The 24,394-nt window shown below is 30.1% G+C and carries 16 protein-coding genes and 1 rRNA gene; 4 read left to right on the forward strand and 13 right to left on the reverse strand.

The genetic code is table 11. The annotated features are described in order from the left end of the window. Window position 1: 1 nt before the first annotated feature. Both murB and IC214_RS13835 read right to left on the reverse strand, forming a co-directional pair. Window positions 2-916 carry a UDP-N-acetylmuramate dehydrogenase gene (gene murB / locus IC214_RS13830; RefSeq protein ID WP_227435587.1) on the reverse strand — a complete coding sequence of 305 codons (915 nt, stop codon included), beginning with the start codon at window positions 914-916 and terminating at the stop codon, window positions 2-4. Between the two features lie 273 nt (window positions 917-1,189). Then, entirely contained in the window at window positions 1,190-1,960 is a 771-nt protein-coding gene (locus IC214_RS13835; protein ID WP_227481806.1) for a formate/nitrite transporter family protein, read from the reverse strand. Between the two features lie 317 nt (window positions 1,961-2,277). On the opposite strand from IC214_RS13835, the gene cls reads away from it, so the two are divergent. The 4 genes from cls to IC214_RS13855 all read left to right on the forward strand — a co-directional run bounded on the left by cls (window position 2,278) and on the right by IC214_RS13855 (window position 8,279). Then, window positions 2,278-3,759 (forward strand): cardiolipin synthase, encoded by a 1,482-nt coding sequence (gene cls / locus IC214_RS13840; protein ID WP_227435582.1) that lies wholly within the window; start codon window positions 2,278-2,280, stop codon window positions 3,757-3,759. Window positions 3,760-4,074: 315 nt separating this feature from the next. Then, a complete protein-coding gene (locus IC214_RS13845) occupies window positions 4,075-4,572 on the forward strand; it encodes a complex I 24 kDa subunit family protein (RefSeq protein WP_227435580.1) in 498 nt (165 codons plus the stop codon). Between the two features lie 16 nt (window positions 4,573-4,588). Continuing rightward, complete coding sequence (locus IC214_RS13850) at window positions 4,589-6,475, forward strand: NADH-quinone oxidoreductase subunit NuoF (RefSeq protein ID WP_227435578.1); 1,887 nt, start codon at window positions 4,589-4,591, stop codon at window positions 6,473-6,475. A 22-nt stretch (window positions 6,476-6,497) separates the two neighbouring features. Beyond that, a complete protein-coding gene (locus IC214_RS13855) occupies window positions 6,498-8,279 on the forward strand; it encodes an NADH-dependent [FeFe] hydrogenase, group A6 (protein ID WP_227435576.1) in 1,782 nt (593 codons plus the stop codon). 122 nt (window positions 8,280-8,401) lie between these two features. Here the strand turns inward: IC214_RS13855 and IC214_RS13860 are convergent, their stop codons facing one another. The 11 genes from IC214_RS13860 to rrf all read right to left on the reverse strand — a co-directional run bounded on the left by IC214_RS13860 (window position 8,402) and on the right by rrf (window position 24,393). After that, window positions 8,402-10,192, reverse strand: a complete 1,791-nt coding sequence (locus IC214_RS13860) for a MutS-related protein (RefSeq protein ID WP_227435574.1) — start codon at window positions 10,190-10,192, stop codon at window positions 8,402-8,404. A gap of 151 nt (window positions 10,193-10,343) precedes the next feature. Next, window positions 10,344-11,273, reverse strand: coding sequence for an HPr(Ser) kinase/phosphatase (hprK, locus tag IC214_RS13865; protein ID WP_227435572.1), 930 nt, complete (start codon window positions 11,271-11,273; stop codon window positions 10,344-10,346). Beyond that, window positions 11,273-13,090 (reverse strand): excinuclease ABC subunit UvrC, encoded by a 1,818-nt coding sequence (gene uvrC, locus IC214_RS13870; protein WP_227435569.1) that lies wholly within the window; start codon window positions 13,088-13,090, stop codon window positions 11,273-11,275. The genes hprK and uvrC overlap by 1 nt, the downstream gene beginning before the upstream one ends. 263 nt (window positions 13,091-13,353) lie before the next feature. Next, window positions 13,354-16,179, reverse strand: coding sequence for an excinuclease ABC subunit UvrA (gene uvrA / locus IC214_RS13875; RefSeq protein ID WP_227863306.1), 2,826 nt, complete (start codon window positions 16,177-16,179; stop codon window positions 13,354-13,356). 18 nt (window positions 16,180-16,197) lie between these two features. Beyond that, window positions 16,198-18,168, reverse strand: coding sequence for an excinuclease ABC subunit UvrB (gene uvrB / locus IC214_RS13880; protein WP_227836316.1), 1,971 nt, complete (start codon window positions 18,166-18,168; stop codon window positions 16,198-16,200). A gap of 187 nt (window positions 18,169-18,355) precedes the next feature. After that, window positions 18,356-19,618, reverse strand: a complete 1,263-nt coding sequence (locus IC214_RS13885) for an ectonucleotide pyrophosphatase/phosphodiesterase (RefSeq protein WP_227866747.1) — start codon at window positions 19,616-19,618, stop codon at window positions 18,356-18,358. A 103-nt stretch (window positions 19,619-19,721) separates the two neighbouring features. Then, complete coding sequence (locus IC214_RS13890) at window positions 19,722-21,026, reverse strand: ABC transporter substrate-binding protein (protein WP_227481803.1); 1,305 nt, start codon at window positions 21,024-21,026, stop codon at window positions 19,722-19,724. A 30-nt stretch (window positions 21,027-21,056) separates the two neighbouring features. After that, complete coding sequence (locus IC214_RS13895; protein ID WP_227831770.1) at window positions 21,057-21,917, reverse strand: carbohydrate ABC transporter permease; 861 nt, start codon at window positions 21,915-21,917, stop codon at window positions 21,057-21,059. Between the two features lie 43 nt (window positions 21,918-21,960). Further along, a complete protein-coding gene (locus tag IC214_RS13900; RefSeq protein ID WP_227866748.1) occupies window positions 21,961-22,830 on the reverse strand; it encodes a carbohydrate ABC transporter permease in 870 nt (289 codons plus the stop codon). Next, complete coding sequence (locus tag IC214_RS13905; RefSeq protein WP_227866749.1) at window positions 22,814-23,884, reverse strand: ABC transporter ATP-binding protein; 1,071 nt, start codon at window positions 23,882-23,884, stop codon at window positions 22,814-22,816. The genes IC214_RS13900 and IC214_RS13905 overlap by 17 nt, the downstream gene beginning before the upstream one ends. Window positions 23,885-24,276: 392 nt before the next feature. Next, a 5S ribosomal RNA gene (rrf, locus tag IC214_RS13910) occupies window positions 24,277-24,393 on the reverse strand. Window position 24,394 lies beyond the last annotated feature (1 nt).

Below are 24,394 nucleotides of genomic sequence, written 5' to 3' on the forward strand. Positions count from 1 at the left end.
GTTAATCCTCTCCAAGTATTTTGACTTCTTCTTCCAACATAACCCCAAACTTGGCATATACAGCACTTTTTATAACATATATTAAATCTAAAATATCTTTAGCACTTGCTTCTCCTAAATTAATCACAAATCCACAATGCTTCTCAGATACTTGAGCACCTCTTAAAGTAAGTCCTCTTAGTCCAGTTTCTTCTATTAACTTCCCTGCAAAATATCCTGTTGGTCTTTTAAATGTACTTCCTGCACTAGCAAAATTTAATGGTTGCTTAGTTGTTCTTCTTGTTGTTAAATCATCCATTAAACTTTTTATTTCATCATAATTTCCTTTTTGTAAATCTATTTCTGCTGATAAAGCTATATACCCATTTTTCGTTATTATACTTTTTCTATACCCAAATTCCATCTGTTCATTTGACAGTTCAAAGATATTTCCTTCCATATCTATTAATCTTACCGATTTTACTATATCTTTCATTTCACCACCATATGCTCCTGCATTCATGGCTAATGCTCCACCCAATGTTCCAGGTATACCTGAGGCAAACTCAAATCCTTTTAATTCTTGTTTTTGAAGAGCTTTACCTAAAACAGATAATAAAGCTCCTGACTGAGCAATTATTTTAGTGCCCTTTATCTCATAAGAATTAAAGTTGTCTGCAAGTTCTATTACTATGCCTCTTATTCCACCATCTTTAATTAGAATATTTGAACCATTTCCAATTATTAAATATGGAATAGACTCTTTTTTCACTAATTGAAGTACATTTTTTAACTGCTCTTCAGTTCTAGGTCTAACCAATATATCGGCTGGCCCTCCAACTCTAAATGAGATATGTTTTTTCATAGGTTCATCTATTTTTATATCATCTTTGCTTAATATATTTAATAAATTTTCATATATATCTTGATTATTCATTGTATTTCCTCCCAAATTATACTAAACTTCAGTTGTCATTATTATCTAAATTATATTAATATATAGTATTAACTATATTCAATAATATATGATTTTGCTTATCATACAGATTTCATATTTTTAAGTTTTTTAATTCCAAACTATATTCAATAAATATATAATAAAGTAAAAAAAAAAAAATAACAACATATAAAAGAACATAAATAATTTAAAAAAAGCATCAATATCGCTGATATCAATGCTTTAAAAGGCTATTTAATTCGTATTATTTATCTAACTATTTTTCACATAGCAAAGATAATAAATTCCCCCAACTATTATAGAACCTCCAACTACATTTCCAAGCGTTACAAATACCAAATTAGTTATTAATTGAACCATAGTAATATCTGCTCCTAATGCCATTCCCATTGGTATAAAAAACATATTTGCAACACTATGTTGGAATCCACATAACACAAATAACATTATTACTGTCCAACATGAAGCTAACTTAGATACTATGTCTTGAGATGCTGTAGCCATCCATACAGCTAAAACTACTAAAATGTTACAAAGTATTGCTTTTAAAAACATTGAAACTATCGTTGAATTAACTTTAGCTTCTGCTACAGCTATGGCTTTTGTAGCTGCATCCCCTGTTAATGTAGAAGAATAATATAAAAGTGCCACTAAAAGTAGTGAACCTACTAGATTTGCAAAATAAACTAACCCCCAGTTTCTTAGCATTTTCCCTAATGTTATTTTTTTATCCATAAGTGGAATAAACATTAAGGTATTTCCAGTGAATAATTCTGCCCCTGCTACCACTACAAGCATAAGACCTACTGGAAAGACCATAGCACTTAAAAAACTAGCTATTCCTGGGTCTATCTTACCAAAAGTCTGACTAATTATTATACTTCCCAATGCCCCAAAACCTATAAATGCTCCTCCAAGTAAACCTAATAAAATTGCATTTTGTGTTGAAATATTCGCTTTTTTAATGCCTGCACTTATAGTTGCTTGTGCAGTTTCCCCAGGTGTCAAGAATCCTTTACTCATAAATCCTTCCCCCTTAAAAATTATACTTTTCCTTGTCTTTTTATGGCAATAATTATATAATAACAATATGATATATAATAAATTTTATTAATATAAAAAATATACTATATGTTTATATATACTTGTCTCATATAATTATATTATTTATTATATACCAACTTTGTTAATTTCGAAATAATTTATATTGAATTTGAAAAATTTACCTTTCGAATATTTATTTTACTTTTTTATTGTTGAGGTATTATATATAATAGATATATGTTTGTGTTATTATATATAATTACTTATTTTAATAAATATTTAAAGGAGGAAATTTTATGTTTGATATATCATTTTTCGAAATGTCAATATATGAAATAGCAGTTACTACAATATATATAATTAATTTCATGGTTATACTAAATCTCATTTTTAGAGAAAAGAGAAATATAAATACAACTCTAACATGGCTTCTTATATTAGTATTAATACCAGCTCTTGGATTTATACTTTATATAGCTTTTGGCAGAAATATTTCAAAAAACAATATGTTTAGATTAAAAGAAAAGGATGATAAGATAATCAAAAGCAATATACTAGATACTCAAGTTAAATTACAATCTACATCTGAAATTAATTCAGAGATACATCAACATAAGGATATGATTTATGCATTAGCTAATTCAAATAATGCTCATTATACCAATAATAACGATGTGTGGATTTACGCTGAGTCTAGTCAATTTTTTAACACTCTTCTTGAAGAACTTAAGAAAGCAAAGAAATATATAAACATACAGTTTTACATTTTCAAAGATGACAAAATCGGAACTGAAATAATTGACATTCTAGTAGATAAAGCCAAAGAAGGTGTAGAAGTAAGACTTTTATTTGACGCCGTTGGTGGTAGAACACTAAAAAATAGTACACTTTCTAGATTAAAAGAAAGTGGTGTTAAAGTTGGAAGTTTCTTTCCATCATTCTTAAAAATTGTAAACTTTAACTTAAACTACAGAAACCACCGAAAAATAGTTGTCATTGATGGAAAAGTAGGATTTGTAGGTGGATACAATGTTGGAGACGAATATCTAGGTAGAAATCCAAAATTTGGTCTATGGAGAGATACACATACTAAACTCACTGGTGATTGTGTAATTGACCTAAATATGAGGTTTATCCTTGATTGGAGATATACAACTAAAGAAGATTTAGATTTAGAAAAGTACTTCGTAGAAAGTGAAACACCTTCTGATTGTCCTTCTGAAAATATTGGGATTCAGATAGTATCAAGTGGTCCAGATATATTAGAACTTGATGAAATTAAATATGGTTACCTTAAAATGATTCAGAAAGCTAGAAAGTATATATACATACAGAGTCCTTATTTAATACTTGACTCAACATTTATAGATACTTTAAAAATAGCTTGTTTATCTGGTGTTGATGTAAGAATTATGATTCCTTCTAAACCTGACCATCCTTTTGTATACTGGGCATCATATTCATATGCTGGAGAACTTTTAAAATTTGGAGCTAAAATCTACACTTATGGTGAAAATGCATTTTTACATGCTAAGACAATAGTTATAGATGACTCTATATGTTCTATAGGAACAGCTAATATGGATATAAGAAGCTTTGAGCTTAATTTTGAAGTAAATGCATTTATGTACTCTTCAAAAAAAGCACTAGAGCAAAGAGTTATATTTGAAAATGATATTTTAGATTCAAAAGAAATAACATTAGATGTATATAATTCTAGGTCTACTTATATAAAAATCAAGGAATCAATTTCTAGACTATTATCATCAGTTTTATAAATCTTTTATTTTATAAAAATTTTACCTTTTGGTTTATTTTTTAAAGTTTTTTATATATATTATTTTTTTTTTATTGGATTCAGTCCATTTTTTTTATTTTTTTTAACTATTCTGAATTATTTTATATTATAATAGACTAGTATAGTTTTTTTTTAATAGGTAACTTTTTTGCATTGTTTTTATGAATAAAGAAATTGTTGTATATTATTCTTTCTTTATTGTTTTGGTTTTGTTCACCAACATAATATTGGTGTCAACTCATGGTTAATTATTTTATGAAAAATAATAACTTTAAAAAGAAAAGGGGGATTTGTTATGTGCGATTTTATTTCACACAACAAGCAGTTATTTGACGAATTAGATATATTTATTGACTCTCTTGCAACAAAGGAAGGTGCTTTGATACAAGTTCTACATGAAGCTCAAGGTATATTTGGATATCTTCCAAAAGAAGTACAACTTCATGTTGCTAAAAGACTTGGAGTAGCTCCTGCAAAGGTATATGGGGTTGTTACATTCTATTCTTATTTCACTACAGAACCTGTAGGTAAGTATAAAATAAGTGTCTGTCTAGGTACTGTATGTTTTGTAAAAGGTGCTGATAAGATATTAAGTGCTTTTGAAAAACAGCTTGGTATAAAAGTTGGAGAAACTACTAGTGATTTTAAATTTTCTTTAGAAGGTTTAAGATGTTTGGGGGCATGTGGTTTAGCTCCAGTTGTTACTGTAAATGGTAAAGTTTATGGTAAAGTAAAACCAGATCAAGTAAGCGAAATATTGGATACTTATAGAGAATTAGAATTGAATTGTTAAGAGGGGTGAATAAATAATGCGTAAAGTAAATTCATTTGATGAATTAAAAGTTTTAGCTGATGAGCTAAAACCTAGTCTTAGCCTAAGAAAAAATTATTCTAAGGAAAATGTATTAAGAAGAGAATTACTTGTTTGTTGTGATACTGGATGTACATCTTCAAACAGTATGGAAATAGTTAGTGAGTTAGAAAATGAAATAAAAAAATCAGGAATACAAGACAAGGTTGATGTTCGTTTAACAGGTTGTTTTGGTTTCTGTGCTCAAGGTCCTATCGTAAAAGTTTATCCTGATAACGTTTTCTATGTGAAAGTTGAACCATCTGATGCTGAAAAGATAGTTCAAAATCACTTAATTAGAAATACAGTTGTTGAGGAATTATTATATGAAGAAGAATCTTTAAATAAAAAAGTAGAAGCACAAGAAGAAATGTCTTTCTACAAAAAACAATTACGTATAGCTCTAAAGAATTGTGGGCTTATAGACCCAGATAGTTTAGAGGATTATATTGCTAATGATGGTTATTTAGCTCTAGGTAAATGTTTAACGACTCTTACTCCTCAAGAAGTTATTGCAGAAGTAAAGACTTCTGGTCTTCGTGGTAGAGGAGGAGCTGGATTCCCTACAGGTTCTAAATGGGAAGCTGCTTCAAAGAATCCTGCTGGCCCAACTGATAAAAAATTCGTTGTCTGTAATGCTGATGAAGGAGACCCTGGTGCATTCATGGATAGATCTGTACTTGAAGGAGACCCTCATAGTGTACTAGAAGCTATGGCAATATGTGGATATGCTATAGGTTCTGATACAGGGTACATATATATAAGAGCTGAATATCCAAAATCTATAGAAAGACTAAAAGTAGCTATAGCTCAAGCTGAAGCACATGGCTTACTTGGTGAAAATATTTTAGGTACTGGATTTAACTTCAAATTAGAATTAAAATACGGTGCAGGAGCTTTCGTTTGTGGTGAAGGTACAGCTTTAATGCATTCAATTGAAGGTAGACGTGGTGAACCTAGAATGAAGACTTATAGTTCTTCTAAAAGTGGATTATGGAAATCTCCTACTTGCTTAAACAATGTTGAAACTTTTGCTAATATTCCAGCAATCATACTTAAGGGTGGAGATTGGTTTGCTAACTTAGGTACTGATGATTCTAGTGGTACTAAAGTTTTTGCTCTTGGTGGAAAAGTAGAAAATGTAGGTCTTGTTGAAGTTGCAATGGGTACTACTTTAAGAGATATTGTATTTGAAATTGGTGGAGGAATTCCTGAAGGCAAAAACTTCAAGGCAGTTCAAACAGGTGGACCGTCTGGTGGATGTATACCAACTGAACATTTAGATATACCTATAGATTTTGGTTCATTAAGCTCTATAGGCTCAATGATGGGTTCTGGTGGTATGCTTGTTCTTGATGAATCTGACTGTATGGTAGATATAGCCAAATTCTTCCTTGAGTTTACTGTTGAAGAATCTTGTGGTAAATGTACACCTTGTCGTATAGGTACTACGAGATTATTAGAAATATTAACTAAAATTACAGAAGGTAATGGTACTCTACAAGATTTAGACGACCTAGAAAACCTTGCTGAAACTATACAAACTGCTTCATTATGTGGTCTTGGTAAAGCTGCTCCAAACCCTGTTTTAAGTACTCTTCAATATTTCAAAGATGAGTATATAGCACATGTTGTAGATAAGAAATGTCCTGCTGGCAAATGTCAAAACTTACTTTCTTACTTCATAACAGATGCTTGTAAGGGTTGTACAAAATGTTCTAGAGTGTGTCCTGCTGGTTGTATAACAGGTTCTGTTAAAGAACAACATACAATAGATACTTCTAAGTGTCTAAAATGTGGTGCTTGTATAGATAATTGTACATTTAATGCTATAATCAAGAAATAACTTATTTGGAGGAGGAATAACAATGAGTTTAGTTAATTTAACTATCAATGGCAAACATGTTTCAGCACCTAGTGGAACTTCTATCTTAGATGCTGCAAAACTAATAAATATAAAAATACATAACCTTTGTCATTTACATATGAATGAGATAGATAAGCTTGATACTTGTGCTTCTTGTCGTGTTTGTATGGTTGAGACAGAGAGAGGTTTAGTTCCAGCTTGTGGAACAGTTATAAAGGAAGGTATGAGAGTTCAAACTAATAGTGCTAAAGCATTAAATGCTCGTAGAACTATTGTTGAGTTACTATTATCAGACCATCCACAAGATTGCTTTATATGTGAAAAAAATGGAGACTGTGAATTACAAACTATAGCTGCTGATTTAGGAGTAAGAAAGATAAGATATCAAGGTTCTAAGTCTTTTGCAGGTAAAGATACCTCTACTAAATCTTTAGTTAAAGACCATTCTAAATGTATATTATGCAGAAGATGTGAAACTGTATGTAATGATATCCAAACAGTTGGAGCATTATCTGGAGTTAATCGTGGATTTAATACTTTAGTTAGTACATTTTTTAATGCTGATATGGTTGAAACAGAGTGTACATTCTGTGGCCAATGTATTTCTGTCTGTCCAACTGGAGCGTTAACAGAAGTAGATAATGTACCTAAACTATGGGATGTTTTAAATAAAAAAGAAAAAACTATAGTAGTGCAAGTTGCCCCTGCTGTAAGAGTTGCTATTGGTGAAGAGTTTGGATTAGAACCAGGTTCAATATCTACAGGAAAAATGGTTGCTGCTTTAAAAGCACTTGGGTTTGAGCATGTATTCGATACAAACTTTGGTGCAGACTTCACTATAATGGAAGAAGCTACTGAATTTATAGAAAGAATTCAAAAAGGTGAAAATCTACCTATATTAACAAGCTGTTGCCCTGCATGGGTAAACTTCTTAGAACACAATTATCCAGACCAATTAAATCTAGCATCTAGCTGTAAATCTCCTCAAGGTATGTTTGGTTCTATAGCTAAGAATTACTATGCACCTAAAATACTAGGAATTAATCCAGATGACCTTTATGTTGTATCTGTAATGCCTTGTGTAGCTAAGAAGTATGAAGCTTCAAGAGAAGAATTAAGTGAATCTGGAATATTAGATGTTGACCTTTCTATAACTACTAGAGAGCTAGCTAAGATGATAAAAGAAGCTGCTATTGATTTACCTAATCTTCAAGACCAGGATTTTGATAATCCATTAGGAAAATCTACTGGTGCTGCGTCTATATTTGGAGCAAGTGGTGGAGTTTTAGAAGCTGCTCTACGTACTTCATATGAAAAGATAACTAACAAAACTTTAGATAATGTAAACTTTACTAATGTTAGAGGGCTTAAGGGAATCAGAGAAGCAAGTATAGATGTTGATGGAACTACAGTCAATGTATGTATTGTAAATACACTTAAAAATGCTAGAAAAATGATGGATAAAGTTAGAAGTGGAGAATGTAAATACCATATCATAGAAGTTATGGCATGCCCTGGTGGATGTGTTGGAGGAGCTGGTCAACCTTACCATCATGGTAATACTGATATAATTGATAGACGTGCTAATGCATTGTATGAGATAGATAGAAATAAGGCTATTCGTAAGTCTCATGAAAATCCTGACTTACAAGCTATTTATAAAGACTTCTTTGGAGATCCAAATAGCGATGTAGCTCATAAATACCTTCATACTCATTACTTTGATAAGAGTTGTATTTATGAAGAATGTCCAAAAGAATGTGCTTGTGAAGAAGCTAAATAAATTTTAACAAATTGAAAACTAAAATATTCTCAAATAAAAGGATTGTATAAAGTGCTTTTAAGTACTTTATACAATCCTTTATATTTTAATCATAATAAGCTACATTTCTACGCTTATCTTTCTTAAAGTATCCCTGCCATTTTCATAAGCTGTTTTGCATTTGTAGTCTTACATCTTCCATCTTTTATGGCATAGTCAAAATAGATTTTATCATCAACATAGTACTCTGAAAAATGGTAGTTTACAATCTCTACATCTCCACCACTTGAAAGGTCACATAACTCAAAATCATGTGTTGTAACCATACTTATAATCCATGGCTTTGATAGTTTCTTTACTGCCTCACTTGCTCCAATAATTCTATCAGCAGAGTTAGTTCCTTTAAAAATCTCATCAACTAAAACTAACATCGGTAATTCTTTTATACTATATTGAATCATTGATTTTATTCTGAGAATTTCAGCATAAAAAGTTGATATACCTTGGCTTACATCATCTTGTATTCTCATAGATGTAAATATATACATACATGTGGCATCAAAATTTTTAGCACATACTGGAGCACCTGCATACGCCAATACTAAATTTACACCAATACTTCTTAAAAATGTCGTCTTCCCTGACATATTTGAACCTGTAATGATACAGGTTTGAGAATTTAATTTTATTGAATTTGCTACAACACTTTTCTCTGCTATTAATGGATGGTATACTTCTTCAACTTCTAACTTTGGAATACTTTCGCTTTTTATTATTGGAAAACATGTATTTTCTTTTACTTGACCAATAATAGTTAAACTTATCAAAGCTTCAAACTCTCCAATAGATTCAAGCCATCCTCTAATTTGATTTCCATATACACTTTTCCATCTTTCTAGAGATTCTGCACAGTGATAATTCCACATAAGAACACCACAAGCAAGTATATAAACTATTTGATTATATCTTAAGTTTACTGCATTACCTATTGAGTTCAGCTGTTTAATACCTTTTGAAACACCATTACCTTTAGAAAGTTTTGCTTGTAATTCTTTTAAATATGGGCTTTCAAATGTCTCTTTCTCTAAAACTTCAAACATCTTTTCATATACTTGTATACTTCTACTAAATGAGAATAATGGGGATAAAGTCTGCATAAGCTTTGTATTCCCAAACCCACCAAATCCTAGCTGAAGTACAAAAAGTAAAAAAACAGGTAGCATAGGCAAAAACCCTAATATAAAAAATATAAAAGATAGTATTGTTGCAGTAGGCAAACCCCAAGTAAAAACATGCATCCACTTAGGTATATATACTTTTTTATCTTCTCCATACTCTATAAATGACTCTATACTTCCATCAGAGTTGGTTTTTTGTTCCTTACCAATTATATTACTCAAGGTCTGAATATGGATAGAAAAATCCTGTTTTGATAATAGCTCTTTTACTGCTGTTTGTCTTTCTAGGATTATATTATCGTTTGGATTTTCATTCCATAAGGACTTAGCTAAAGACTTCTTTCCATAGGATGTATTAGCTATACAAATATACTGATATAGTGATGCTCTTCCAAATAAGTCTAAATCTTTTGCTTGTGAATTTTCTTCTTGTATATATTCTTTTCCATCTATTTTGAATTCTTTCCACTCATCACCAAATCTCTTAACATACTTATCCAGCACTTCACACTTACTCTTAAAATACGATTCTTCCTCTTTTATTTTATTATGAATAACTAAAAGTGAAATAAATAGAATCAATGCTACAATTCCAACAAAAATACCTACTATATTTTTATTGTAAAATCCAATAGCAAATCCCGCTATCAATATTAAAAAAGATATTAATCTAGCTGTACTTATATTATTTGATTTTTTATTTAAGAGCAGTTCTTTTTCAGTAGTACTTTCTAAAAGCTTACTAAAATAGTTCATTCCCATAAAGACTCCAACTTCCTTATCATATAATAAATTTAAATATAGTATTAAATTTAAACTAATAACCTTAAAAGCTAATTTAAACTCCAATTATATAATATATATTTTATAACTATTCTATACAATTTTATTTTATATGCACTCTCTATTACTTAGTATCAATAAGTTTTGATAGTTTCTTAGTAAATTCTTGAGCTGCATCATACCCCATTCCTCTTTGTCTAAAGTTCATTGCTGCTACTTCTAGTATCATAGCAGTATTTCTTCCAGGCTTTACAGGAACAACTAACTTCTCTACATTAACACCAAGTATTTCTTCATATTCTTTATCTAATCCAAGCCTATCATAATACTTATTTTCATCCCAAGCTTCTAAATGTACTACTAAATCTATCATTTTAGAATTTTTGATAGCTCCTACACCATATAGACTTCTGACGTCTATTATACCTATTCCTCTTATCTCTAGGAAATGTCTTATTAATTCAGGAGACTGACCCATCAACATACTTTCATCTAATTTTCTTATTTCTACAGCATCATCTGCAACTAATCTATTACCTCTCTGAATTAGTTCTAATGCTGTTTCTGACTTTCCTATACTACTCTCTCCCTTTATCAAAACACCTATACCATAAATATCAACTAAAACTCCATGAATCGTTGTATGTGGTGCTAACTTATTATCTAAGTAGTTTGATAATCTATTTATAAGTCTAGTTGTGTTTCTGTTTGTACTTAAAAGTATTCTCTTATACTTTTTAGCCTTTTCAATCACATCTGGTTTTATTTCTAAATCTCTAGAAATTATTAAAGCTGGTATTTCATATGAGAAAAATCTATTTAGTACCTCTTCTCGAATTTCATTATCCATCAATCCAAAGAAATTATATTCTGTTTTTCCAACTATTTGTATTCTCTCATATGCAAAGTAATCAAAATATCCTGCAAATTGTAAACCTGGTCTATTTATATCTTGAGAGTATACATAATAATCTACATCATCAGGCATGTATACTACTTTAAGTTTTAAATCTTTTATTATTTCTCTTATTGATACTTTATTGCTAGTTTCCATCAATTTTCTTCCTTCCTAAAAAAATTATAAACATTCTCTGCAATGCTTTTATTCATTCCTTCTACTTCTAAAAGTTCTTCAAAAGTAGCTTCTTTTATGGCTTCTACATCTTTAAAATGACTCATCAGTGCTTTTTTTCTTTTTTCACCTATCCCTTGTATATCATCTAAGATAGATTTTGTCAAAGCTTTATTTCTTAGACTTCTATGATATGTTATTGCATAATTATGAACTTCTTCTTGTATACTAGCAATAAATCTATATAAACTAGTTGTCTTATCCAACTCGATTTCTTTTTCTTTACATATTAACCCTTTAGTCCTATGCTTATCGTCTTTGTACATTCCCCAAAGTGGTATGTCTACATCATTAAGTTCTAATACTTTTTTTACAGCGCTAACCTGTCCCTTTCCTCCATCCAACAATATAAGGTCAGGTAAATTTCCATGTTTCAATCTTCTATCTACAATTTCAGCCATGGAATCATAATCATTAGGTCCAATGACTGTTTTTATTTTATATCTTCTATACTCTTTTTTATCTTTTTTAGCATTTGTATAGACTACCATAGAGCCAATTGAATCTACTCCTTGTATATTTGATATATCAAAAGACTCTATTCTTATTGGCAATTTTTCTAAGTTTAACAATCGTTTTAATTCTTCTAATGCTCCAATACTTTTTTCATATTTCCTTTTGTTCATATCAGAAAATTTTTCAAGGTACTCTACTGCATTTTTTCTCACCATTTCAACTAGGCTTTTTTTCTCTCCTTTTTGTGGTACTCTTATTGTTACTTTTTGCCCTTTTTTAGACGATAGCCATTCTTCTAATATACAACTGTCTTCTATCTCATCTTCTATAATTAGTTCTTTAGGTATATATTCTTGCTCATTGTAAAATTGTTTTACAAATGAACTCAATATAGAAGCTCTTGGGCTATCCATTACCCCTTCTAGTATAAAGTGTTCTCTCCCAACAATCTTACCATTTCTAATAAAAAATACTTGTACACAAGCTTCATTATGAGCTCTTGCCATCGCAACTACATCCTGATTTAAATCGGTTACAGTAGCATCTATTTTTTGTTTTTGTATCATTTCTTCAAGACTCTTTATTTTATCTCTATATATAGCTGCTTCTTCAAATCTAAAATTCATAGAACTCTCATTCATCTTTTCTTTTAAGAGCTCCATCAACTTTTCTTCTTTCCCCGATAGACACATTATAATTTCTTCTATCATCTTTCCATATTCTTCTTTGGATACATTTCCTGTACAAGGTCCTAAGCACTTATTTATGTGTAAGTTTAAACAAGGTCTTGTTTTATTTTTTATCGCTTTTTCTATGTCAATTTTACAACTTCTTATTGGATAGGTACTGTTTATAAGGTCTAAAGTATCATTTACCGCAGTTATATTAGTATATGGTCCAAAATACTTTGCTTTATCTTTAAGAACCCTTCTAACCTTTAAAATCCTTGGATAATCTTCATTTGTAGTCACCTTAATATATGGGTAAGTCTTATCATCTCTAAGTAACACATTATACTTTGGTCTATATCTTTTTATTAAATTACATTCAAGTATTAATGCTTCCAACTCTGAATCTGTTATAATGTATTCAAATTTATATATATTCTTAACCATAGATTTTACTTTAGATGTATGGTTTTTTGAAGATTGAAAATACTGCCTTACTCTATTTTTTAGAGATATGGCTTTTCCCACATATATTATATGGTCGTATTTATCCTTCATTAAATATACACCAGGCTCAGAAGGTAATTTTTTTAAGTGGTCTTGTATATCAAACATATCGCCCTCCAAAACATTAAGTTTTATATTAAAATTATACCCTAAAATGTGAAAATTAAAAAGTTATTCAATTTCCAGCATTGTACACAAGTTAAAGTCCATATCATCTTCTATAATTGATTTAAAAGCAATCTCAAATACGAAGAACAATATGGACTTTATGTTTGGTAATTATCTACAATTTATTTTTAATTTACTTACTTCTAATATTTTCAACTTATTTTTATATATTTACAGTTAAAATTTTACACAGTTTATATAACCTAAGAGAAATATTTACTTAAGAATTGACCTGTATAAGACCCTTCAACTTTAGATACTTCTTCTGGTGTTCCAGTTGCAACTATAGTTCCACCTTTATCTCCACCCTCTGGGCCTAGGTCTATTACATAATCACAAGTCTTTATAACATCTAGATTATGTTCTATAACTATAATTGTATTTCCTGTATCTGCTAATCTTTGTAATACGTGAATTAACTTATCTACATCTGCCATATGAAGTCCTGTAGTAGGTTCATCTAATATATATAAAGTCTTTCCTGTTGGTCTTTTACTAAGTTCTGATGCTAATTTTATACGTTGTGCTTCTCCTCCAGACAATTGAGTTGAAGGCTGTCCTAATTTAATGTATGAAAGACCTACATCCATCAATGTATCCAGCTTTCTTTTTATGTTTGGTATATTTTCAAAAAACTCAACAGCTTCTTCTACATTCATATCTAGTATATCAGATATAGTTTTATCTTTGTATTTTACTTGTAATGTTTCCCTATTGTATCTTTCACCCTTACAAACCTCACAAGGAACATATACATCTGGTAGAAAGTGCATCTCTATTTTTATTATTCCATCACCTTTACAAGCTTCACATCTACCACCTTTTACATTAAAACTAAATCTTCCCTTTTTATATCCTCTTGCTTTAGCTTCATTAGTAGCAGCAAAAATATCCCTTATAAAATCAAATACCCCTGTATAAGTAGCTGGATTTGAACGAGGTGTTCTTCCAATTGGACTTTGGTCAATATTTATAACCTTATCTATATTTTCAATTCCTTTTATTTCTTTGTGCTTACCAGCTCTTTGTTTTAGTCTATTCACTTTACTTGCAACACCTTTATAAAGTATGTCATTTATTAGTGTACTTTTCCCAGAACCTGAAACACCTGTTATACATGTAAACTTACCTAATGGCAATTTTACATCAATATTTTTTAGGTTATTTTCTGATGCTTTGATTACTTCTATAAAACTTCCATTTCCTTCTCTAGTAGTCTCAGGAACTAATATTTGTTTTTTTCCACTTAAGTACTGACCTGTTATTGAGTTTTCATTTTCTATTATTTCATCTAAAGTTCCTTGTGCAACTATCTCACCACCATGTATACCTGCACCAGGTCCAATGTCTATAACATAATCAGCTTCTCTCATTGTATCTTCATCATGTTCTACGACAATTAAAGTATTTCCTAAATCTGTTAGATGTCTAAGAGTGCCTATAAGTCTGTCATTATCTCTTTGATGAAGACCTATACTTGGCTCATCAAGCACATATAACACTCCAACTAATGCTGAACCGATTTGAGTTGCTAATCTTATACGTTGCGCTTCTCCTCCTGAAAGTGTTCCAGCTTTTCTTGATAAATTCAAATAATCAAGACCAACATCTCTTAAAAACTTAGCTCTTCCCTTTATCTCTTTTATAATTTCATGAGCTATAAATCTTTGCTTTTCTGTAAGAGTTACATTTTCCATAAAATCTATCAATTCGTTAACAGATAAGTTTGTTACTTCCATTATATTTTTTCCATCAACTAAAACAGATAAAACCTCTTTTTTAAGTCTCAATCCCTTACATTTTGGACAAGGTCTTTCTGCCATATATTCTTCAATTTTGTCTCTCATATACTCTGAGTTAGTTTCTTTGTATCTTCTCTCTAAGTTTACTACTACTCCTTCAAAATATGATTTATAATTTCTAGTTCCTCCAAATTTTGATTCATAAACAAACTCTACCATTATATTATCCTTACCATAAAGTAACTCTTGAACAAAATCTTCTGGTAAATCTTTAAATGGAGTTGTCAGAGATACATTAAAATGCTCTGCTAAACTTTTTATCATTTTGCTATAATAAGTATCGTCGTTGACACCTGTTGAACCCCAAGCAGCCACTGCACCTTGTTTTATTGATAAATCTTTATTTGGTACAACTAGTTCTGGGTCAACTTCTTTACTTTCCCCAAGACCATTACAAACATCACAAGCTCCAAAAGGAGCATTAAATGAAAACATTCTTGGAGATAATTCTTCTATCCCAATTCCATGTTCTGGACATGCAAATTTAGTTGAGAAAAGAATCTCTTCTCCATCTATTATTTGAGCTATTACAAGACCATCTGATAGTTTAACCGCAGTTTCAATTGAATCTGCAAGTCTAGATTCTATTCCATCTTTGACTACTATTCTATCCACTACTACTTCTATACTGTGTTTTTGGTTTTTAGTTAAAACAATATCATCACTTACTTCATAGTTTTCCCCATCAACTCTAACTCTTACAAATCCTTCTTTTTTAATATTATCTAAGACCTTTTTATGTGTACCTTTTTGACCTCTAACAATTGGCGAAAGTATTTGCAACTTAGTTCTATCTGGAAAATCTAGCATTTTATCAACTATTTCTTGAATAGTCATTTGACTTATTTTTTCACCACATGTAGGACAATATACATCGCCTACTCTTGCAAATAACAATCTCAAATAGTCATATATTTCTGTTACTGTTCCAACTGTAGAGCGTGGATTCTTTGAAGTAGTCTTCTGATCTATTGAAATAGCTGGTGATAGACCTTCAATATATTCTACATTTGGCTTTTCCATTTGCCCTAAAAACTGTCTAGCATAAGCAGACAAACTCTCTACATATCTTCTTTGGCCTTCTGCATATATCGTATCAAATGCCAAAGATGACTTTCCAGAACCAGACAATCCTGTAAAAACTATAAACTTATCTCTTGGTAACTCTAAATCTACATTTTTTAAATTATGCTCTTTTGCTCCTCTTATTATAATTTTATCTTCCATAACCTTGTTTTTACCTTTCTATTTTTCCAATTTTTCTTCCAACTGTTTTACCTTATCTCTTAATTCTGCCGCTCTCTCAAATTGTAAGTTTTGAGCAGCTTCCATCATCTCTGATTTTAATTTTTCTATATTATCTTTTATCTCTTCTTTATCATCTGTATCAGTTATTCCATAGACAACTTCTTCCTCTGCAACTTTAGTTGCTTCTATACTATCTCTTACACTTTTTTGTATAGTCTTAGGAGTTATGTTGTGTTCTTCATTATATAAATTCTGTATAGCTCTTCTTCTTTTTGTCTCATCAATAGCATTTTGCATTGAATCAGTTATCCTATCAGCATACATAATAACTCTTCCATTTTCATTTCTAGCTGCACGTCCAATAGTTTGTATTAATGCTGTTTCGGAACGTAAGAAACCTTCTTTGTCTGCATCTAAAATTGCTATAAGTGAAACCTCTGGTATATCTAGACCTTCTCTAAGTAAATTTATTCCTACAAGTACATCAAATTTTCCCAGTCTTAAGTCTCTTATTATCTCTGTTCTTTCTAATGTAACTATATCTGAATGTAGATATTTAACTTTTATTCCTATTTCTTTAAGGTAATTAGTTAAATCTTCACTCATTTTTTTAGTTAAAGTGGTTATAAGCACTCTTTCATTTTTTTCTATTGTTTTAGTTATTTCCCCTACTAAATTATCTATCTGATTATTTATAGGTCTTACTTCTACAATTGGGTCTAAAAGGCCTGTTGGTCTTATTATCTGTTCAGCTATAGTCTCAGAATGTTGAATTTCATAAGGACCTGGTGTAGCACTTACAAACAATATTTGATTTATGTTTCCTTCAAATTCTTGAAAATTTAACGGTCTATTATCAAGTGCAGAAGGTAATCTAAATCCATTTTCTATAAGAGATGTTTTTCTTGATCTATCTCCTGCGTACATTCCTCTTACTTGCGGAATAGTAACATGTGCCTCATCTACAATTATCAAATAATCATCTGGAAAGAAATCCATTAATGTATATGGTCTTTCTCCTTCTTCTCTTCCAGTAATATGCCTTGAGTAGTTTTCTATCCCCTGACAAAACCCTATCTCCTTTAACATTTCTATATCATACTTCGTTCTTTGCTCAATCCGTTGTGCTTCTAAAAGCCTATCATTTTCTTTAAAAGTCTCAATTTGTTGTTGAAGTTCATCTTCAATTTGAACAATTGCATTTTCAATTCTTTCTGGTGTTGTTACATAGTGAGATGCGGGGAAGATAACAACATGATTTCTTGTCCCAACAATCTTTCCTGTTACATAATCAATTTCTGTTATTCTATCTATTTCATCACCAAAGAACTCTATTCTTATTGCTTTTTCATCATTGCTAGCTGGAAATATTTCTAATATATCTCCTCTAACTCTAAAAGTCCCTCTTGTAAAATTTATATCATTTCTTTCATATTGTATCTCTATTAACCTTTTTATTACATCATCTCTATCCTTCTGCATACCAGGTCTTATAGATAACATAAGTTCTTTATAATCTTTTGGGTCCCCCAAACCATATATACAAGATACTGAAGATATTATTATAGTATCTCTTCTTTCTAAAATAGATGCTGTAGCAGAATGTCGAAGTTTATCTATTTCGTCATTTATACTTGCATCTTTTTCTATATAAGTGTCACTGTGAGCTACATATGCCTCTGGTTGATAGTAATCATAGTAACTTACAAAATATTCAACTGCATTGTCTGGGAAAAATTCTTTAAACTCACTATAAAGTTGTGCTGCTAGTGTTTTATTATGAGCCATTATTAGGGTAGGTTTTTTAACTTGTTGTATTATATTTGCCATTGTGAATGTTTTTCCTGAACCTGTTACACCTAACAATGTCGAAAATTTTTCATTTCTATTTATAGAATCCACTATTGATTTAATAGCTTCTGGTTGGTCACCTGTTGGTTTGAAGTCTGACTTTATTTTAAAATCCATAGTATCACTCCTTCTTTTCGAACATTAGTTCCTAACATGTATTATTATATCATACCTTTCTAGAATTGTTTCAGTTATTTTAAATATTTTACCCATTTAAATTTTACTTAAATCTAAAATATAAAAAAAGACTTCTATCTTTATAATAGAAGTCTATAAGTAATGGAAAATAAATACTTTATCCAGTTTATATAATGAAATCAAATGCTTCTTTTTCAACTCCGTCTAGCTTCAAATCGAATAGTCTTAATATAGTTGCTGCATGAGCTCTTAAGTCGCCTTCTTCCTCTACTACGCCTGTTTTTATTTTAGGTCCAAAAGCTATAAACGGAGGTCTATTCCCCTTAGTAGTTAAATGACCATGTGTAGCAACAGCAAACTTGTAATCTTTTATATCAGAATCCTTTATAATATTTCCTTCTAAATCATTTCCAAATGAAATTCCTTCAATTCCTTCAATTACCATTTCAAAGTCGCCTTCAAGTCCAAGATTGGATGCTTCTTCTTTGGTAAATATATTCTCTATAAATAATTCTTCTTTAAACTCTTCAAGCAATACTCTCAACTCTTCTAATCTATTTTGGTTACTTACTATTATCTGTGCTGATATACCTGACGAATTTACATAGGCATCAAAATTCTTAACTACTCCATTTTCTACTGTTATAAATCCATGTGATTTAAGTAAAACATTTGGATTTACAACTTTATCAACTCTAAGATGACCATGGTCTCCAAGTATTATAAAATTTGTATCTTCATATGTACCTGCATCCTTTGTAGCTTGAATTATATCTCCTAACCATTTATCATTCATTTTCAAGGCTTCATTTACTTTTTCATTAAACAAACCATGGTTATGTCGTGTATGGTCCAAAGTTGCTAGATGTATTAACATTAAATCTGGATTATATTCTTTTATTACATCTATAGCACAATTTACTCCAAACAAATCCATATTAGGCTCTAATTTCCAATCAATATAGTGACAATGTCTATCATAAATACTATCCATTATAACCTTACTTGAACTTTTTTCAAAAATTTCTCTTGGGTCATCTTCTCTATTAGGAGCCCATATCTCTGCAATATTATAATCTATATTTGGATTTGCACCCATTACAGGCCATAAGATACTAGAAGTAGTCAGATTATTGTCCTTTGCTACATCTATAATTGTCTTTACTTTTATATCTTTTGAATACCAATACCAATCTTTATTTTCTTTATTTGGGTCAAATTTTTCATTATGATATATTCCATGTTTTTTAGGATATACTCCTGTAACCATACTTGTATGACAAGGATATGTTAAAGTTGGATATACACAATTTATATTTTTCACCATAGAACAATTTTCTAAGATAGATTTAAAATTTGGTAGATTCTTTACAAATTCTAAATCTTTTTCAAATAAAGAATCTACTGATAATACTATAACTTTTGTCATTTACATTACCTCTTCATTCATATATTATTGGATACGTTCAATCAATCTATAATCTATATATGTTACAGGTGATATTTTATCAACATTTCATACCTGTCTATAATTATTTATTAGTCTTGTCTATTACTGCTTGCATCGCAGAAGTTCCTTTGCTTACTGCATCTTTTGGCGCCACATTTAAATCAGTAAGACCTTTTTTAATCTCATCCATTAACTTATCAGTTGCTTCTTTATATCCATTTAACATTGGAAGGGCAACAGCATATTGTAATTGGTCAGTTGCGACTTTATATTGTGGCTTTTCTTTATACAATGTTTGTAATTTTTCTGATTTAGTTGCATCTTCAGTTGTTGGCAGATATCCTGTTGATGAACTAAATTGAACTATTTTATCTGTTTGAGTCATCCATTCCATAAATTCTGCACTTGCATCTTTTTCTTTGTCTGTTCCACCTTCAAGCATAACTAAGTTTGCTCCCCCTGTAGGCGTTGCATATTTTTGATTTTTTGGTAAAAATGCTGTTGATATTTCAAACTTACCGTCTGTTTGTTGCATAAGACCTGCTAAATCTGCTGTTGATGTAAATATCATACCAACTTTACCATTTACAAAATCTTGCTTTGCTACATCCCAAGCATTATAATCTTCACCAGGTGGCATTTTCATTATTCCAGATTTCATCATATCTTGCCAGAATTTAACTGGTGCTTGACCTGCTTCATTATTGAATGCTACTTTTTTTCCATCAGTTATTTCTCCTCCACTTTGCATTACCATAGCTTCATAGAACCAAATATCTATTGGAGTTTCAAATCCATAAGTATCTTCTGATTTGTTTGTCATTTTACTAGCATATGTTTTAAGTTCTTCCCATGACTTTGGTCCTGAAGGGTCAAGGCCTGCTTTAACTGCCATATCCTTATTTATGTATAGTATTGGTGTACTTCTATTAAATGGCATACCAACAAACTTATTTTCATAATATGAATTTGTTAGAAGACCAGAAAAAAATCTTTCTTGGTATGCCTTATCAAAGTATTTACTCATATCTACTAAAGCTCCTGCTGATGCAAATGTACCTGTTTGAGTTATTTCTAATAATGTTACATCTGGTTGGTCTTTAGAAGTTAATGCAGCTTGTAATTTTGTTGCATTTTCATAGTAATCTTTTTGTTTTAGCATATTTACTTGTATGTCTTTATGTTCACTATTAAACTGGTCAACCATTTTTTGTGCTGTTTCACCATTAGTTCCACCCAAAGGTGCCCAGAAATCTATCTTTGTAATATTGCTATCTGTCTTTTCTCCTTTAGATGTATTTGAGTCATTAGAATTTGAACACCCAACTAAAGAACCTAATAATAATGTTATTGCTAATCCTGTTGCTAATTTTCTTTTAAGCTTCATTTCCATCCTCCAAATTTAGTTTTTGACTTTTTATTTTATTCCTGAATACATAAAAGCTTCTTTTACTTTTTTATTTGCAAATATATAAACAAGAATTATTGGTAAAATTAAAATTATATTTCCTGCCATTATTACATTCCATGCAGTAATTCCTTCTGAAGATTTAAGAAGAGCTACTCCGATTGGTAAAGTCCTTATTGCATCTGTATTTGTCATTACTAAAGGCCAGAAATAGTTATTCCAATGATATATAAAATTAAATAATATAAATGTTATTACTGCTGGTTTTGCCATAGGAACCATTATTTTAAACATTATTTTTAAGTCCGAAGTATTGTCTAATTTAGCTGCTTCAATAATCTCATCTGATATCTGCATAAAATTTTGTCTAAGCAGAAATATACCAAATGAAGATGTCATAAATGGAATTATAAGTGGCACATATGTATTTATAAATCCAAATTTACTCATCATCATATATACAGGTAAAAAAGTTACTTGTGGAGGAATCATAAGTCCTATGAGTAATAGTCCAAACAATACCTTCTCACCTCTAAATTTAATCTTAGAAAATGCATAAGCTGCAGGAACCATCACTAAAAACTGTACGATTAAAATACTACCTGTCACAAAGATACTATTTAATAAATATCTAAAAAATGGTCCTGAATTCCATGCTGTAGTATAATTTCCTAGTACTATATCGTTTGGTATTATTGTAGGTGGTAGTTGCATCATTTCTTGTGGGTTTTTAAAAGATGTTGACAGCATCCATATAAAAGGGAATATAAATATTGCAGATAAAAGTAGTAGAATTAATACTTCTATTGATTTTGATACTATTTTCTTTATATCAGCTTTATCTTTTTTAATAGGTCTTATAATGTCCATTTTGTCCTCCTTTTTAACACGCCTTATAATATATATTTTTTATTTATTGATAATGAACTTTTTTTGATAATAGTCTGAAATTAGCATATGTAGCAATCATAACTATGGCTAATAAAAACATACTTGCTGCACTTGCTTGCCCTATATCGTAATATATAAATCCAGACTCATATATATAATAAGATAACATGTTAGTTGAACCTAATGGACCACCTTGTGTCATTATGCTTATTTCGTCAAACACTTGAAATGATGCTGTTGTTGTTGTTATCATGAGAAAAAATATTGTTGGCGATAATAATGGCAATGTTACCTTAAAGAAATTCGTTATCTTGTTTGCATTGTCTAGTTTAGAAGCCTCATATATATAGTTTGGTATCGATTTAAGACCTGATAACACGATTAAAATATTGTATCCAAGAGTTTTCCATATTCCTATTAGAATCAATGACATTAAAGCTGAACTTTCACTTGAAAGCCATTTTGATGTTGGTAAATGCAATGTTGACAGTATCCAGTTTAAAAAGCCATACTGTGGCTCCATAATCCAAAGCCACAATACAGCTACAGATACTAGTGAAATTACATATGGTGTAAAGATTATACTTTGTGTCAAATTGTGTATTATAGAGTTTTTATTTAACCAAACAGCAAGTACTATAGCTAGTGATATAGATATAATTACCATAAAAAAAGTATAAATTGCAGTATTCGTTATAGTTTGTATAAACTCTGGATTTTTTAAAAGCTCTGTGTAATTATTTAATCCTACATTTTCGAAAGTTGAACTAAGAAGACTTCCTGATTTGAAACTCAGCGATATTGTCTTAATTATTGGATATACTATAAACAGTAAAGTTCCTATAATTGCAGGTGTTATGTATAAATATGCTTTATTAAATTGCTTTTTCATAAATATCTCCTTTGATTTTAGAATACATATTCTTACATTCTTTTATATCATTTATTCTTTGCCCATCTTTATTAAAATAATATAAATCCTTTTCTAATACATTTACTTTCAAAGTTTTCCCTATATCAAATATATCGTTTTCTGTTTTAACCCTTACTTCACTGTCAAGAACAGATAAACAGTATATAGTTTCGTTTCCTAATACCTCTTTAGTTATAACCTTTCCAAGTAAATTAAAAGTATCATCATTTTTTATATCTATATTTATACTTTCTAATACAGCTTTTTCAGGCCTAAATCCAAGTTTGATATTATCCTTCATATTTAATATGTTCATACAAGGATTTCCGATAAATTGTGCCACAAACAAATTTTTAGGGTCTTGATATATTTTTTTTGGAGAACCTATTTGCATTATCTTTCCTTTGTTCATTATAACTATTTTATCCGCCATTGACATTGCTTCGACTTGGTCATGAGTTACATAAACAAATGTAGATTTTAATTTTTGATGTAACTGTATTAATTCTGTCCTCATTTGATTTCTCAGTTTTGCATCTAAATTTGATAATGGTTCATCCATTAAAAATACCTTTGGATTTTTAACCATTGCTCTAGCTAATGCTACTCTCTGTCTTTGTCCTCCAGACAAATTTCCTGGCTTTACATTTAAATATTCTTGTAATCCAACTATATCAATAACCTCTGTTATAAGTTCTTCTCTTTTTTCTTTTGGAACTTTTTTATTCTTTAAACCAAATTCTATATTTTCTTTTACAGTCATATGTGGATATAATGCATAATTCTGAAATACCATAGCTATATCTCTCTTACTTGCATCAGTTCTTGTTACATCATTTTCTTCAATTTTTAAATTACCTGAAGTTATATCTTCAAGCCCAGCAATCATTCTTAGTGTAGTAGATTTTCCACAACCACTTGGGCCTACCAATACCGTAAAAGAACCATCTTCTATAGTAAGGTTCAAGTTCTCTATAACAGTGTTCTTTTTATCATAAGATTTTGTGACATTTTCTAGTCTTATATCTGCCATTTTTTATCCTCCTCAAAATACTTTGTTTAGTTATACGATTTACTTATAAATTAATAATACTCTTTATTTGTAAAGGACATATTAAGACAAAGTGAACATATAGTAAATTTATTAAAATAGATGTTAAATCACATATATTTTCTGTTAAATTATGCTAAACTTAAATAAATATACTGACTAATAAGATAGAATCAAAATAAATAAAATAACTGATATAGCAAATTAGACATAATAAAAAAGACCTCTATGGGGGATAGAGGCCTTTAAGTGGGGGAGATTGAGTAATTTATTTTTGCTATTAAGTTTTACAATTATATTATGTCCCAAATTTGCCATGTCTAAACACAAAAAATAAAAATTTTTTATTTTTTATAAATTTACTCAAAAAAATTACGTGGCTACGTCCTACTCTCCCAGGCAGTTTCCCACCAAGTACCATCAGCGCTAGAGAGCTTAACTTCTGTGTTCGGAATGGGAACAGGTGTATCCTCTCTGCTATTGTAACCACAT

This window comes from Clostridioides sp. ES-S-0190-01 (assembly GCF_020658275.1).
Lineage (GTDB): Bacteria > Bacillota > Clostridia > Peptostreptococcales > Peptostreptococcaceae > Clostridioides.